Below are 14,720 nucleotides of genomic sequence, written 5' to 3' on the forward strand. Positions count from 1 at the left end.
GAGCCGGCGTAGCGCGGGCAGCGCCCCCTCGGCGAGCAGCGGCTGGGCGCGTCGGGCCAGGTGCAGCACCCCGGCGTCGGCCCCCGCGATGGGTTGGGGATGGTGCGGGTCAGGACTGTTCGGCGCGGCCTTCGCCGGTCGTGATGGGACCGGTGGGGTAGGCGAACGCCATCGGTTCTTCGGTGACCTGAATGAGGTGACCGGTGGCGGCGGCGTGCAGGCAGCAGTTGGTGACGGCGCTGGTGCCGATGCGGCGGCCGTCGAGGGTGGCGTTGATGCCGCGGGCAATCTCGTGCGGCTTCAACGGATGGCCTGGCCTCTCGGCGAGGTAGTCCAGAACCAGGTCAGACAGTGGCCGGACATCGGGCATGGGGTTTCTCCCTGTGAGCGGGTTCCCGGGGGCCGGGCGGTGACCCGACCCCCGGGGGTGACGTCGGCCGTGCCGGGTCAGGACTGCGGGGTGCCGGCGCTTGCCTGCCCGGTGCCGTCCGCGTCGGCTTCGGCGGTGGTGCCGGGGTCGGCCGGCGCGGGGTAGGCGAAGGTCAGCGGCGCGTCGGAGACCAGGAGGATCCGGCCGACGGCGGCGGCCTTGGTGCAGTTGTTGCGCACCGCCCCGGAGCTGACCGCGCGGCCGAGTTGTCCGCTGATGGCGGTGGCGATGTCCTGCGGGCTCATCGCCCGGCCTGGGTTCGCGGCCAGGACGTCGAGGGTGAGCCTCTCCAACTCGCCCCGGCCGAAGGGTTGGCTGCCGTCGGCGTTGGCGGTCGCGTCGCTGCGGCGGCCCACGCTCCCGGTGATGCCCAGCACCCGCGGCGGCGTGTGACGGGGCAGGGTGACGACGTGGGTCTCGCCGTCGGGCGCGACGACGTGCAGCGTGCCGTCGGCTCGGATCAGGGGCAGCACCGCCGCCGTGGCGCTCGGCGCGGTCGCCAGGCCGCGGATGACCTGGTAGCACAGCGGGCAGCGGGGCGGCTCCGGGTTCGGGTCGACCTCGCTGGCCTTCGTCGGACCGGCGATCCACCGCTGCGGCAGGCCGGGAAGCCGTCGGGCGGCGTCGGCCTGCTCCATCGCGGTCAGCAGCCGGGAGGCGGTCGGGTGACTGATACCGCTCTCAGCCACGATCACGTCGAGAGTCACACCGCCGTCGCCGTAGTCGGCCAGGACACCCTTGATGGCCATGACCTTGCGGTCACCGGGCCGAGCAGACTGCACGGCAACGACCGCCGGTGCCTGCTCGTCCTCGCCAGTGTCGGCGTCGTCGGCGGGTACGTCGTCGAGGTCCGTCATGTCGTCGGGCTCGGTCGTGTCGTCGCTGTCGATCTGGCCGCCGGACTGGTCTGTCGTCTCGGTGTCCGGCGTGGCGGCGGCGTCGTCGGGTCGGTCGCCCTCGCCCGCGCTCTCGGCGCCGTGGACCGCATCGGCGGGCTCGTCGCCCATTTCGGAGTCCGGGTGGTCGGCGGCGTCGCCGGAGTCCGGGTTGCCGGGGTCGGTCTCGTCCGCCGTGTCGGCGGGCGTGAGGGCGGTGGCGTCGGTCGGCGTGGCAAGGATCCACCGGGTGGGGGTGCCCTCGGTGGGGTCGGCGTCGGTGTGCACCGCGACGATGACACCGGCGTCGGCCAGGGTCTTGATCGCCTTGTCGGTGGTCGAGCGGGCCTTGCCGGACTTGTCGGCCAACTCGTGGACGTCGCTCTGGCCGAGATCGGTCAGAGCGTCGAGGACGGCCTGCGTCGCAGGCGTCAAGGACAGGTGTTCCATCAGGGTTTCCCTCCTCGGGAATTGGTGGGTAGGCCCGGCACGGTGCTGTGCCGGGTTGCGGGGGCAGCGGTCAGCGCGGCAAGCGCGTGACGTAGTGCGCTGCCGAGCGGTGTGGCCCGGCGGTCCCGGTGGTGGGTGATGCCGCGCCGGCCGGTCAGCGGCCGGGAGCGGCGAGGTCGGCGTCGGCCTGCAGGATGTAGAGGCGGTCCTCGGTCGGATCGCGGTAGATCCCGGACTCGGCGTGGGACAGCCACAACGGGTTGACGCTGCCGGGTGGGCGGAGCCGGGCGTCGGACGTGCCGACCGTGATGTGGGTGGCGTGTCCGGCGAGGTTCTGTCGGCGGCAGGAGTCGGTGTGCGGCAGGACGACCAGGACCGTGTCACCGGGGTTGACGTAGCGCCGCCGCACCGACCGGCCCGGGTTCGCCTGCGCGTACGCGGCCCGCGCCTCGTCGCCGATGAGGGTGTCGACCCAGTTGCGGGCGTACCGGTACTCGCCGGCCAACTCCCGGATGGTCTGCACCGGGCCGGCGACGGTGCTGGTGGAACCGTTCAGGTCGTCTTCGTTGATCAGCAGGGTGCGCAGCCGGTCCACCGCGAGCAGCAGTTCGGTGCGCAGGTTGCGCAGATTGTCGGCGGCTTCGGGCAGGTGCGCGGCGGCGGGGACGGGGTCGGCGGCGTGTTGGTCGAGGGTGCGGTCGGTCGTCGCGGTGATCCACCGGCCGATCGTGTCGAGGTGCGGCATGAGGTCCCCCGCTTCAGGCGCTGAGGTGGGCGAGTTCGGCGGGGTCGAGTTGGTTCGGGGTGCGGTTGCGCCAGGCGTCGGAGTGGCGCAGATGCCACCAGCGCAGCAGGGACCGGCAGGCTGAGGCGAGGTCACCGCCTGCGGGTAGCGGATACACCGTGGCGAGCGGGGCGTGGTGATGCGGCTGGGTGATGTAGGCGGTGGGCGTCCACCCGTGTTCGGTCTCGGTGACCTCGCCGACGACGCGATCCGGGTAGGGGATGTCGAACGCGGTTGCGGCCTCGGCGTCGGGCACCACCAGCCAGGTGTGCGGGTCGGTGCGCCGTAGCGTCGCCACGCCGCGCGACGGGTCGCAGCGCCGCAGGAGCAGGTGCCGCTCGTCGCCGTCGCCGGTCGGCCGGTGGTTGCGCCAGGCGTGGTAGCAGGTGACGAGCGCGGCCCCGAGGACGGTGTGTCGTTCGCGGGCGACCAGCGCGTCGGTGAGGGTCTGGTGGTAGTTGGCGATGTGCAGGTCGGCGCGGGCGGCCAACCCGTGCCGGGCCGTCTCGGCGAGCACACCCACCCGGGCGAGGGCCTGGTCGAGGCCGGTGGTGCTGTTGGTGAAGTCGAGGGCGGTCTTGTGCAGGATGCGGGCGAGGTCGCCGAGTGGGTCGTGGGTGGCGGTGTCGTGGCGCCACAGGTGCTCGGGTAGGACGTCATTGGTGTCGGCGGCGATGCGCCGCAGCGCGGGATCGGTCAGGAACACGTTGGTTCTCCCTTGCCAGCGGTCGGGTTATGGCATGGCGAGGACCGGTCGCAGCGGGGCTGCGACCGGTCCTCGGGTGTTTCAGGCGGTAGGGGAGTTAGGCGATGGCGACGGCGCACAGTCGTGCGCTGGAGCGCAGGCCGCGCAGGTAGGCGCAGGCTTCGTTGAGGAAGCGGAACCGGTCGGCGACGGAGTCACTGGTCGGAGTGAGGAGCCGGCCTTCGGTGGTGATCAGCGCGTCGCCGATCAGTGCGATGCGCCAGTGCAGCCCGACGTAGGTGGCTTCGCCGGCTTGGTAGACCGACAGCTCGTACGGGTCGAAGGAGAGGGCGAGCATCGCCAGGACGCGGGGCTGCTGCTCGAAGCGGCGGCGGGCCTCGGCCACGCTGACCTTGGCCGGGTCGGCGTGGTGCTGGGCGAGGTAGTCCTCGAACGGGCGGGCCGGACGGGTCGTCGCGGCGACGTGGGTGTTCCAGGCACGCCAGCGCAGCGAGGCGTAGTGGGAGGCTGCGGCGGCGGTGCCGGTGAGGTCGAGGCGACCCTTGCGGCCTCCGGCGGCCATGGTGACCGCCCCGAAGCGGCGGGCGGCATCGAGGAGGTAGTAGCCGAGGAAGCGGGTCAGCCAGCCGATGAGGCGGCGGTGGCGGACGTGGTAGCGGCGTGCGGGGGTGCCGTTGGCGTGTAGGAGATCGTTGACCCTCTCCGAGGCGGCGAACCAGTCGGCGTCCTCGCCGGGGGCGAAGCAGACGGTGATCACCGAAGCGGTGAGCGGGGTGGGCGTGGGCATGACGGGGTGCTCCCTTCGCGATGCAGTGGGCGTGGAGTGGGGATGCGCGGTAGTGCCACCGGGCGCGGCGTCTGGACCGGGGAAGCTGCCATGTGGAAGGCGCGGGGCGTGGATCACGAGCCGACCGGGGGTGGGCTGTGGGTGATCCCGCTGGCGCGGGCAGATCCGAGGAGGACCAGAGGGGCGGCGGTGCGAGCAAGGAGAGAAGAACCTGCACCGTAACTGCGCGACCTGACAGCGCCAGCGGTGTCAGGAGCCTCGACCATGCCTGTGAGCTGCGCTGACAGGATCCGCCGTGGGCGTGCCAGGGTCTGTCAGGGCACAGGGTCTGTCAGGGTACGAAGACACCGTCGTCGTAGTTGGGGTTGTCCGCCACGGGCTGCCCGTGGTCGCTGGGCAGCTCGATGAGCCGGACCCGGCTGGTGGCGCCTACCGGGAGCCAGATGGCTTCGGCTGGGTCGGCGTTGTGGGTGGCGGTCGCGACCGGGACGTCGCCGTGTCGGCTGCGCAGGAGTTGGTGAAGGTGCTCTTCGCGTTGCTCGTTGTTCAGCCAGAACAGCACTGGGTAGCGGGGTCCTGCGCGGCGGATCAGCTTTGCGTACCGGTCGAGTTTGGTTACCACTCGGCTCCGCAGCGGTTCGGTGCCGGTGTCGGTTTCCAGGAAGAGCCCGACCGTGGCGTCGGCGACGCTCCACAGGCCGTGCCCGTCAGCGGTGATGGTGCGGAACTGCTGGGTGGTCGTCGTCTCGGACCACCACCGGTCCAGCCGCGCCTCGGGGTGCTGGCGGGCGTGCGCGGTGAGTCGGACGAAGAACTCGTTGGTGGTGAGCAGGTGTGTCAGGTGCGGGTTGGCCGACAGCCGTTGCACGCTCTGGCGGCTGGTGCGAAGGGTGGGCTCGGGCCGGTTGTGGGCGGCGGCTTGGAACCGGTGTCCGTGGTGGCCGAGAGTCCAGTGCCACGGTTGGCTGCCGCCGCCGTCGCGGGCGAATCGGAACCGTTCCAGCAGGCCCAGGGCGCCCAGCTCACCGAGGCGGATCTGGCAGGTGCGTCGGGCGTGAAACAGCATGCGGTGGACGTGGTCGGTGGTGAGGACGTGGTGGTCGTCCAGGAGTTGCAGCAGACGACGGTCACGGCTGGTGATGTGGGGATAGATGGCCAGCAGACCAGATGATTGCGGCATAGGTCAGGTCACCCCTGGAGAGAGAGTCCCGTAGGGAGTCTGGATAGATTGATCTTGGGTTCGTCGTCGCCGGCGGGTGGCTTGTGGCAGGTCAGGGACCTGACAGGCCGGGTGCGGGGGACTCGTATGGGGTCTCGTGTCGCGGACACCCCCAGACGAGCCCGCAATGCCGCACCCGGCCGAGCCCTCGCACGCGCCGCGGTGCTCAGCGTTCGCGTTCGGCCATGCGGCGCTTCATCGCCGTGCGGGCGAGCTGCTGCATTGGCGGCTCGTCCCCTGCTGGGGCGTTCGCGGCGGCACATGCCTGCCGGATCGCGGTCGGCGCCCCGTCGGCTGGTGAAGGCGGGTTGGTGACGAAGGTGAACGCGGGTAGTTCCCGGTTGCCGACCAGTAGCCGAGCGCAGGCGGTGTAGACGTCGAGGTGGGCGAGGTCGTGCTCGTCGAGCTCCGGTTTGGTGTGCCGCGACAGCTCGCGGGCGTCGGCCGGGTCGACGTTGAAGAACAGCTTCGACCGGGCGTTGGCCGACACCGCCGCGGCGACGTCCTTGGGTAGCTGGGCCAGGTCCTGGTGCGCCAGGACCAGTCCCAGCCGGAACCCCCGCGCCTCAGCCAGCATGTCCCCGACGCTGCCGGGCAGCGTCAGGAAGTTCTGACACTCGTCCACGTACATCACGGCGTCTTTACGCTGGTCCTCGGGGATCGAGGCGCGGGCGATGGCGGCCTGCCAGACGCGGGCGACGATGAGTGAGCCGAGGATTCGGGTCGTCTCCTCACCGAGGATGCCCTTGGGTAGCCGGCACAGCAGCACCCCGCCGTCGAGGACCGTGCCCATGTCGAATGAGCTGTGCGCGTTGCCGATGACCGACTTCACGAAGTCGCGCAGCAGGAACGCTCGCAGCCGGGCGAGGACGGGGGCGATGACCTGCCCGCGGAACTGCTCGTTGATGCCGTCGTACCAGACCCAGAACCCACCCAGGCCGTCCGGGTCGTCCAGACCGTGGGTGAACCTGGCCCGGAACTCCTTGTCCTGCAACAGCGACGGTACGAGACTCAACGTGGGCTTGGCGTGGCGCATCAGCGTCAGGCACGCCACCCGCATCGTGTCGTCCATGCGCGGCCCCCACTGACCCTGGAAGATCTTCGCGAAGATCCCCACCAGGTTGTCCACCGCCAGGTGCGGATCGCCCCGGTCATCAAGGGGGTTGAAGCAGCCGGGATTCTCCTGGTCCGGATCAATGATGACGATCTTCTTGGCGTACGACTCTGGGAGCCGGTCGAGGATGTCGGTGATCAGGTCCCCGCGTGGGTCGATGACCACGGTGCCGCGTCCGGCCTTGATGTCGCCGAGGATCATGTTCAGCAGCAGCGTGGACTTGCCGACGCCGGTCTTGCCCACGACGTGCACGTGCTGGCGGGCGTCGGTGACGGTCAGTCCGATGCTGTGCTGCCCGATCTGCGAGCGGCCCAGCACCTTCACGCCCCGTCCGCCGGAGGGCACCTGCACGGGGGCCGGCACGGCCTTGGCCCGCGCCCGATCGAGTCCCGGCACGGCGAGGTCTTGCGGCAGCGCCGCGAGGGCCGCGAGTTCCGGCACGGTGGCCAGGAACCCCCGCCGCAGCCGGCGTCCGGAGAGGGTAGCGACCGGGTGGGGCATCTTCATCCGACGTAGCCGGTTCGGGCCGGTGTAGGCCGCGGCGGCCGAGGCGATGGTGTGCCCGAGCCCGACGAGGCGTTCGCGGATCTGCGTGGCCCGCTGCTTGTTCGGCGCGGTGCGGTCGGGGTCGGCGGCGACGGCGAAGCGGACCGCGATCTCGAAGTGCGGCACTCGCACCGCCTTGTCCACAACGGTGCGGGCGTCGGCGGTGGCCACCGGGTCCCGCACGGCCACCCGCCCCGCTGCGACCGGCGTACGCGCCGGTCGGGACGGGCCGGGCGTGAACACCTCGAGGATCCACAGCAGGGGCTCGATGGCCAGCCGCGCCGCCCCGGACACCGCGCGGGCAGCCAGGTCGGGTCGCCCGTGCGGGTGGGTGCTGGTGGCCGCCGCCGCCCGCCGGGCGGCGCGGACGCGGCGGGCGGGCGCCGGACGGGCGAGGACCTGCACGCACGCGTGTTCGCGGTGGCGGACCTCGGCCCCAGCGGCGAGCAGCGCCCGCAGCGGGTCGGCATCGTGCTCGGCGCGCAGCGGCAGCCCGTCGGTGCGCTGCGGCCAGTGCGCCCCGCCGACCTCCTCGCCCACCTGGGCCGGGATCGGCGCGCCGGCGTCGGCGGTGCTCAGGGTCGCGGCGGGCCAGGCCGCACGGACGGCAGCTTCGACCGCGCCGGGTGGCACCGTACCGGGCACCCACACCCGGATGGACAGGGCGCGGCCGGTCCAGGTGTACTCCCACCCGACGTGCGGGTAGCCGTACACCCTGCGCCGCCACACCGACGGCGTCAGCACCCCCATGAGGGTGGTCCAGAACGCGGCGGCGGCCTCCGGTGTGACCTCCGGCGGGGCGGCGATGGTCAGCCACCGCGCACCGCTGACGAACCGTTGGTGTCGCCAGACGAGAAGCTGGTCGTAGCCGAACACGACGGCGACGACCACTGCGGCGAGCAGGCCGAGCCACGGCCGGGCGATGACCCAATGCCCTAACTCAGCTGGCCAGGTCGGGGTGCTCGTCACTCGGCCTCCCCGATGCCCGTAATGGCGATCTTGTGCTCTGCGGCCGACCCGACGCTGCGAAAAGGAAGTCGCGACCGCCCCGCAACAAGGAGACCCTCACCTCGGGGCGCCGACAGCAGCAGCCTCGATTCCCCAGCGGTCAGGTTGAACGCCTCGTTCACCGCGTCGATGGACTGGGTGCTCTGGCGCATCAGGACCTGGGTCGCGGCGTTGGACACCACGGCGAGGCCGAGGTCGGTGGAGAGCACGTCGGCGGCGTCCTGGGTGATGACGCACAGCCCGGCGGAGCGTTTGCGGGCGGCCTTGGCCATCCGGAACAGGAACCGGCTGCCCTCGCCGTCGCGCATCAGCAGCCACGCTTCGTCCACGACGACGAGTTGCCGCCGCCGGCGGGCGCCGGTGGGTGCTGTGTCGATGCTCGACCAGATCGAGTCCAGCGCCAGGAGTGTCCCGACCGTGCGTAGCTCGTCGGGCAGGTGCCGCAGCGACCACACCACCAGGTGCCCGCGCGGGGCGGTGCTGGTCGGAGCGTCGAAGAGGCTGGCGAAGTTCCCGACCGTCCACGGGGCGAGCCTGGCGGCGAGCTGGCCGGCGGCCGAATCGGCATCGGCGGTGAGCACGTCGGTCAGGTCCCGTAGCAGTGGCGCGGGTGTTCTCCAGGTGGCCGGGTCGCCGGTGATTCCGGCGCGGGCGTAGGTGGCGGTGATCGCCCGATCCAGGGCGGCCCGTTCGTTGGGCGGGGGCGGTGCGCCGAGCATGACCGAGATCAGCGTGTGCAGGAACAGGCCGCGCCGGGTCAGGGTGTCGGGCCGGTTGTCGGTGGGCAGGTCGAGGGGGTTGATGCGGACGCCGGGCTGGCCGAGCTGCACGACGCTGCCGCCGACGTGCTCGGCGAGGGGCCCATACTCGTCCTCGGGGTCGATGACCGACACGGTGGTGCCCTGGTACAGGTTGCGCAGCACTTCGAGCTTGACGAAGTAGCTCTTGCCTGCGCCGGATCGGGCCAGCACGACGGAGTTGTGGTTGTCCTGCGCCCACCGGTTCCAGATGACGACTCCGTTGCTGGTCGTGTTGACCCCGTAGAGCACTCCCTCGGGTGGGGCGACGGTGCCCGGGACGGGGGCGGCGAGGTCGGCCGAGGCGAGGGGAAACGCCGCCGCGAGGGCGGTGGTGTCGAGGATGCGGCGCATCCGCAGCGGATCCACACCGACCGGCAGCGTGCAGATCCAACCCTGCTGGTGGCGAAACGTCGCCGGTTGCAGGTCCAGCAGGACGGAGGCGGCGGCCGACTTCACCCCGGCGGTCACGGTGCGCAGCTCGTCGAGGGTGCGGGCGTGGATGGTGACGTAGATGCCGACGTCGAAAAGCTTCGCCGCGCCGCGGGCGACCCGCTCGGCGAGGTCCGCGGCGTCGGCCGCCGCAGCCTCGACCATCGGGTCACTCAGACGGCCCTGGTCGGCATCGAGGCGGCGGGAGGATTCGAGGCGGGCGCGCTGGCGCTTGAGCATCGGCGCGGCCAGTTGCGGCGCCACCGGGTCCAGGTGCACCGCCACGTCGACCCGTCCGGGGTAGGACAGCAGCGGGTCGAGCCAGGCGGGGCCAACCTCGGCCGGGTAGCCGCACACTGCGTAGGTGGCGGCGTACCCGTCGCCGACCTGCACGTGCCAGGGCGTGATCGACAGGGCGGCCGGGGAAGGCATGCCCTCCCCAGCCGCGAGACTCTTCGCGGGTTTCAGCAGCTTCATGATGTGCTCCGTAGGGTGATCGGGGCGCCGGGCACCGCTCGCGGTCCGGGCACCGGTGGGCAGAAGGGGTCGACTGCGCTGGCGAGGGCGGAGGCGACGGCCGGGCCGTCCAGGGCGGTGGCTTCGACGCCGAGCCCGGACAGGGCCCGCACGGCGGTATCCGCCGCGTGCGCCCCGGTGATGACCGCGAGGACCTGCCGGTGCAGCGGATCACGCTCGGCGTCGAGGTCGAGCAGGAACTCGGCGTAGTCGTCGGCGGCGGCCTGCAACGCCGGGTGCGCCAGGCGCGGCGCGTGCTCGACAGTCGCCTGCGCGTAGGCGCTCAGGTCGTGCCGTTGCGCGGCGACGACGATCTGCGCCGGCCCGGTCAGGCTGTTGAGGAACCGGCCGAAGCCGTCCAACAGCGCACCCTGTTCGCTGCCGGTGCGCAGGTGGATGTTCGTGGTGCCGCAGGCGATCAGCACCTTGTCGCGGCCCTCGCTGGTGAGCACCCCGGTCGAGTTGACGGCCGTCACCGGAGAGCGCAGCGGTGCCGGGACGCTCGGCGTGCCGGCCACGACCGCGATCGTGCTGGCCCGCGCCGTACCCGGCGTCAGCGTGCGCGGAGCACGGCTGAGCGCGAACCCATGCCGCAGCCACACGTCCAGGGGTAGGCCGTCACGTCGGCCGAGCGCCACCACGATCGCGACGGCGAATACGATGACCCCGGCGACGATCCACACCGCCTCCGGCAGCAGATGCCCGACCGTGCGGTAGCAACCGAACCCGGTCAGGCCGGCACCGCCGACGATGCCGAGCTGCCGGAACGTCAGACCGAAAGCGATACGGTCGGGCTCGTTGACGTTGGCCGGGACCACGGCGCGCGGGGGACTGTCCTGGTTGCTCATCGCCCACCTCGCATCGCGGTACGCCCGAAGCGACCGAGCGGCAGGTGGCGGGTGAGGCCTTGGATGAGCACCGCGCGTAGCAGGACCCCGCCGATGTTCGGCGAGCGGTTGCCCTGCGTGTACCGGGCCATCATGCCGGGGATCTTGATCGTGACCCAGAGCACGACGATGACGAACATCAGGTTCAGCGTGTCCGAGCCGGGCCGGCCGAGCAGGATCGGCAGGTTCTGCTGCGGGTCGGTCAGCAGGTTGATGCCGACGGAGAACGTGACCGCCTGCAGTGTGGGTGTGGCGAGGCACCCCAGCAGGGTGCGGCACCACAGATCGGCGGCACCCTGCGTCCACGGGGTGGCGTAGCAGGCCAGCGCCACCGGGGCGATCCCGGCCAGGACGACCAGTATCCCGATTCGCACCAGCCAATTGCCGACCAGCATGAACATCAGCACGACGATGAGCAGTCCGATGATGGCCACCAGGAGCGCGGCACCCTCGTCGCTCATCGCCGAGCGGACGCGAAGCTGGGTGAAGGTGACTGCCTCGCTGGTCGGTGCGTCCGCGCCGACCAGCGATACCGTCAGCGCGTTGGCGATGTCGATGACAGCGGCCGTCAAGGGGACCGCGGACGCGGACAGGACGAACCCGACGACGATCCGGGGAAGCAACTCCTTGACCCCGTAGCGGGCTTGCACCGAGTCGCCGAGCATCGTGGCGATGCCCGCGGCGATGATGGTCAGGATGAAGCAGGCGCTGACGACCAGCGCGCTCTTCTCGGCGATCGCTTGCACCTGTGGCAGGACGGTGACGTCCGGTGACAGGAAGATCGAGGATGTCAGGAATGCCAACAGCGCGCCGAGAAGGTCCACGACCCTCTCGGCGAGCCAGGTGACCAAGTCGTTCATCAGCCAGATGACCATGACCGGTGACTGCCTCAGCCGCCGATGATGTCCTGCAGCACCTGCAGGATCACCGGGGACAACACTGCGAGGGCGTACCCGATCAGCGCGGACTTGAAGTTGCCCTTGGCCTGCTCGACCTGCGCCGGGTCGCCACCGGCGGCCATGTAGCGCAGGCCGCCGATGACCAGGAACATCGTCGCGACCAACGCGATGATGCCCATGATCCAACCGGTGATGCCGGAAATGACCTCGTTGATGTTCTTGGGCGTCGGTGTTGGCGCGGCCGCGGGTGTGGCGGCGGCGAGGTCGGACAGAAATGGAAGAATCGTGTGCATTGCGGCGCTCCACAGGATCTGCGGGCCGCCGAGGTGGGGACCAAAGCGACGAAACCGGTGTGGTCCGGTGGGGGCGCTCCTCCTCGCGGATAGCGAAGGGGTTGCGGTGTCAGTACGCCGCGCCAGTCGTGCCGGACCGTGGACCTCGCCGGAAGGAGTGGTCCCCACCGGGCGGGCATGCCGTGGATGACATGCACCGCTCAGATCCCGGCTGTCAGGCCGATCGAACCCGCCGCGCACCTGTCACGTGCTGTCACCACCCGTCAGCGCCCTTCGCCGCCGCCTCAGCGAGACGTGTGCCGCGCATACGAACGACCGCCCCAGGGCAAACCTGGGGCGGTCGTGTCCCGGTAAGGGCTGGGATGTGGTCAGGCCGCCACGGCGGCTTCCCGGCGGCTGGGGGAGCGGGCCGCGCCGGAGAGGTCCCCTCGGGTGACGGCGGCGGCCACCACCCGCTCGGCGCGACGGCGACGCATTCGCAGCACCGACGCGGTAACACCCCGCTCGGCGGCCAGGTGCTCGATCAACGCGTCGCCGAAGCGGGTCGCGCTGATCACCTCGGCGGCATCGGCGGGGATGAGGCCGGCGGCGACCGCCCGGCCGAGCAGCAGATCCGGGTGACCGTAGGGCATCTGCGGTAACCGTGAACCGGTGGACAGGTCCAGCGGCAACTCCTCGCCGTCGTCGGCTTTCACGACAGCGGCTCCTGCGCGCCAGGCCGCCCAGCACAGCCGCAGCCACAGCCGGGGCGGGGCCAGATCCGTCGTGCGCAGTGCGTGTAGGAACCCGGCCAGGACTTCGGAGTCCACGTCATCGGCGTGCCGGGCGTAGCCGCGGCTGATCTTCGCTGCGAGGTGCGTCAACGCGGGCAGCGCCACGCCGATCGCGCCGACGACCCACGCCGGTCCCCATTCGCGGGCATGGCGGGCCAACTGCCGCCACAACTCGTTGGTGGTGTCGCTGTCATAGCGCTCGAACACCAGCAGCTTGCGCAGCGCGTCCAGCGGCATCGTCGCGTCCGGCAGGCCCGGCACCGGCCGGGCGTCGAACACCAATGGCGCGGGCTTGCAGGTCAGTAGCTCGAACGCCGTCTCGGCGCTGGTCAGCGCCGAGACGGCCCTTGTCGTGCGGGTGGTCGTTGCCATGGTGGTGTCCCCCTCGACAGGGGCCTTCGCCCGCTGCGACGGCCCCGAGGCATCCGATTGGGACAGCTCGACCTGACAGCACGAGCGGTTGTCAGAACGAGACAGGTCGTGTCCGGTCGTGTCAGGGTGCGCCGCCGCGCCGACTGCCCACGCGCCTGTCAACCAGGCCAGGCTGACCGGTCCTGTCAGGGCGGGGGCGGGTTCGATCGGCCTGTCACCGGCGCACTGGGAATCGTCAGTACGCTCCGCCGGTCCGGGGGCCACCGATCCCATGACCGACAGAATCCATCGCCGCGCGCCGGTCCCCGTGGGGGACGTGGTGGATGGCGACCTGCCCGTGCCGATCACCCTCTGGCCGGTCCCCGCCCCAGATCAGGGTGAGACCATGTCCAACGCGATGGGCGTGCGGCTGGTGCATAACCTCACCCACCCATCCGATCTGGTCATCGACCTTGCCGAGGGGCCGCAGCTGGCCCGCGCGGTCATCGCGGCTCACCGCCGCAGTCACCTTCAGATCGCCCGCCCGGTCGGCTGGGGCCGCGAGCCCGCGACGCTGATCGTCACTGGCTGGCCGGTCGACGACACCTCGCCGGTCGAGTTCTTCGGCCGCTGCCGCGCCACCCTCGCACCGGGCGGCTGCGTGGCGGTGCTACTTCCACACGGCGACGTCACCCTGCCCGTCGACGTCGTCATCGCCGCCAAGCGGGCCGGACTGGCGTACCTGCAGCACATCGTGGCGGCCGACCGGCCACCCCGCCGTGGCCAGCAGGCACAGCTGAACATCCACACTGACGTGCTGCTTTTCGCCAAGAGCGCGTTCCCCGCGAGTTTAGAGAAGCTGACGGGTTCTCAGCGGGAACCCAAGGATGCGTCGCCGTCACGCGATCGATCCGGGGGTTCGCGGTGAATCCAGCCATCGGTGTCGCGACTGTGTCGCGCCAGGAACCTGCTCACCGCTCGACGGAACTCGTCAGGGTTCTCGACCCAGGGCAGGTGACCGGCGCCGGCAAGGCTGACGCGTTGGGCGTTGGGCAGCGCTTGGTGCAGCGAGTCGACGGCCCAGCGGGGGCGGATGTCCTCGGTGCCGTCGACGATCAGCACGGGCAGTTCGAGCTCCCGGCACCGCCTCGCGAGGTCGTTGTTGCCGAGTTCTTGCTTGACCTCAGCGTTGATTGCGGCGTTGCAGTCGTAGTTGATGCCGAGCCATGGCGTTGCCATGTGTTCGGCGTGTTGCAGTGCGGTGCCGGGGTTGGCGAAGTCGGCGGACCATTGCAGGATCGCCCGTTCGTGGTCCTCGGCGGGCGTGCGGGCGTGGGCGCCGAGTGTCTCCCACCGGTCCCGGTGCTTCCCGAGCCGCAGCCTCAGGTTCTGTTCGTAGTGCGGGTGCCAGCCTCGGTCGGGGTCGATGCCGGTTCCGGAGACGTAGATCAGGCCGTTGACCCGGTCGGGGTGTTCGAGGGCGTACCGCAACGCCAGGTGCGCTCCCCAGGAGTGGCCCAGCAGGTGCATGCGCGGTCCGGCCAGTTGGTCGCGTACCGCGTCGAGATCGGCGATGGATCGGGCGACCGAGTAAGGGCCGCGTCGCTCCGACCGGCCGCAGCCGCGCTGGTCCCATCGTACGGTCCGCGCGTGGTCGCGGAGCAGGTCGGTGACGTCGTCGAAGTAGTCCCACAGCCCAGGCCCACCGTGGCAGAGGACAAGCGGCGGCCCGCTTCCGGCTTCTTCTGCCCACAAGCGACAGCGGTCGTCGGTGATCACGTGAGCACTCATAACCGTGATTATGGCCGTCGACATTGCGGCGAGGGATTGCCAGCTCGAACCAGCGAGTCCCC

At 71.1% G+C, this 14,720-nt stretch carries 14 protein-coding genes; 1 reads left to right on the top strand and 13 read right to left on the bottom strand.

The features are described 5' to 3' along the window. Nucleotides 1–109: 109 nt before the first annotated feature. The 12 genes from ABZU53_RS12740 to ABZU53_RS12795 all read right to left on the bottom strand — a co-directional run bounded on the left by ABZU53_RS12740 (nt 110) and on the right by ABZU53_RS12795 (nt 12,888). On the bottom strand, nt 110–370 hold the full coding sequence (locus tag ABZU53_RS12740; RefSeq protein WP_355065776.1) for a hypothetical protein: 261 nt from the start codon (nt 368–370) through the stop codon (nt 110–112). A 77-nt stretch (nt 371–447) separates the two neighbouring features. After that, nucleotides 448–1,755, bottom strand: coding sequence for a MarR family transcriptional regulator (locus tag ABZU53_RS12745; RefSeq protein WP_355065778.1), 1,308 nt, complete (start codon nt 1,753–1,755; stop codon nt 448–450). Between the two features lie 154 nt (nt 1,756–1,909). Further along, nucleotides 1,910–2,500, bottom strand: coding sequence for a hypothetical protein (locus ABZU53_RS12750; RefSeq protein WP_355065780.1), 591 nt, complete (start codon nt 2,498–2,500; stop codon nt 1,910–1,912). A 13-nt stretch (nt 2,501–2,513) separates the two neighbouring features. After that, nucleotides 2,514–3,245, bottom strand: a complete 732-nt coding sequence (locus tag ABZU53_RS12755; RefSeq protein ID WP_355065782.1) for a hypothetical protein — start codon at nt 3,243–3,245, stop codon at nt 2,514–2,516. Between the two features lie 97 nt (nt 3,246–3,342). Next, a complete protein-coding gene (locus tag ABZU53_RS12760) occupies nt 3,343–4,032 on the bottom strand; it encodes a hypothetical protein (protein ID WP_355065784.1) in 690 nt (229 codons plus the stop codon). 331 nt (nt 4,033–4,363) lie between these two features. Continuing rightward, on the bottom strand, nt 4,364–5,212 hold the full coding sequence (locus tag ABZU53_RS12765; RefSeq protein WP_355065786.1) for a replication-relaxation family protein: 849 nt from the start codon (nt 5,210–5,212) through the stop codon (nt 4,364–4,366). Nucleotides 5,213–5,417: 205 nt separating this feature from the next. Continuing rightward, entirely contained in the window at nt 5,418–7,880 is a 2,463-nt protein-coding gene (locus tag ABZU53_RS12770) for a type IV secretion system DNA-binding domain-containing protein (RefSeq protein ID WP_355065788.1), read from the bottom strand. Next, on the bottom strand, nt 7,877–9,625 hold the full coding sequence (locus ABZU53_RS12775; protein WP_355065790.1) for a DUF87 domain-containing protein: 1,749 nt from the start codon (nt 9,623–9,625) through the stop codon (nt 7,877–7,879). The genes ABZU53_RS12770 and ABZU53_RS12775 overlap by 4 nt, the downstream gene beginning before the upstream one ends. Then, complete coding sequence (locus ABZU53_RS12780) at nt 9,622–10,512, bottom strand: PrgI family protein (RefSeq protein WP_355065792.1); 891 nt, start codon at nt 10,510–10,512, stop codon at nt 9,622–9,624. The genes ABZU53_RS12775 and ABZU53_RS12780 overlap by 4 nt, the downstream gene beginning before the upstream one ends. Further along, a complete protein-coding gene (locus ABZU53_RS12785) occupies nt 10,509–11,411 on the bottom strand; it encodes a type IV secretion system protein (protein WP_355065794.1) in 903 nt (300 codons plus the stop codon). The genes ABZU53_RS12780 and ABZU53_RS12785 overlap by 4 nt, the downstream gene beginning before the upstream one ends. 29 nt (nt 11,412–11,440) lie before the next feature. Continuing rightward, entirely contained in the window at nt 11,441–11,743 is a 303-nt protein-coding gene (locus ABZU53_RS12790; RefSeq protein WP_355065796.1) for a pilin, read from the bottom strand. Between the two features lie 368 nt (nt 11,744–12,111). Next, nucleotides 12,112–12,888 (bottom strand): hypothetical protein, encoded by a 777-nt coding sequence (locus tag ABZU53_RS12795; RefSeq protein WP_355065798.1) that lies wholly within the window; start codon nt 12,886–12,888, stop codon nt 12,112–12,114. Between the two features lie 271 nt (nt 12,889–13,159). Between ABZU53_RS12795 and ABZU53_RS12800 the strand changes: the two genes are divergently transcribed. Then, nucleotides 13,160–13,795: a hypothetical protein gene (locus ABZU53_RS12800; protein WP_355065800.1), complete on the top strand. Its 636-nt coding sequence runs from the start codon at nt 13,160–13,162 to the stop codon at nt 13,793–13,795. Here ABZU53_RS12800 and ABZU53_RS12805 read toward each other — a convergent pair. Further along, nucleotides 13,738–14,646 carry an alpha/beta hydrolase gene (locus ABZU53_RS12805; protein WP_355065802.1) on the bottom strand — a complete coding sequence of 303 codons (909 nt, stop codon included), beginning with the start codon at nt 14,644–14,646 and terminating at the stop codon, nt 13,738–13,740. The genes ABZU53_RS12800 and ABZU53_RS12805 overlap by 58 nt on opposite strands. Nucleotides 14,647–14,720: the final 74 nt, after the last annotated feature.

Origin of the sequence: Micromonospora sp. NPDC005194 (assembly GCF_040608335.1) — a bacterium.
Lineage (GTDB): Bacteria > Actinomycetota > Actinomycetes > Mycobacteriales > Micromonosporaceae > Micromonospora.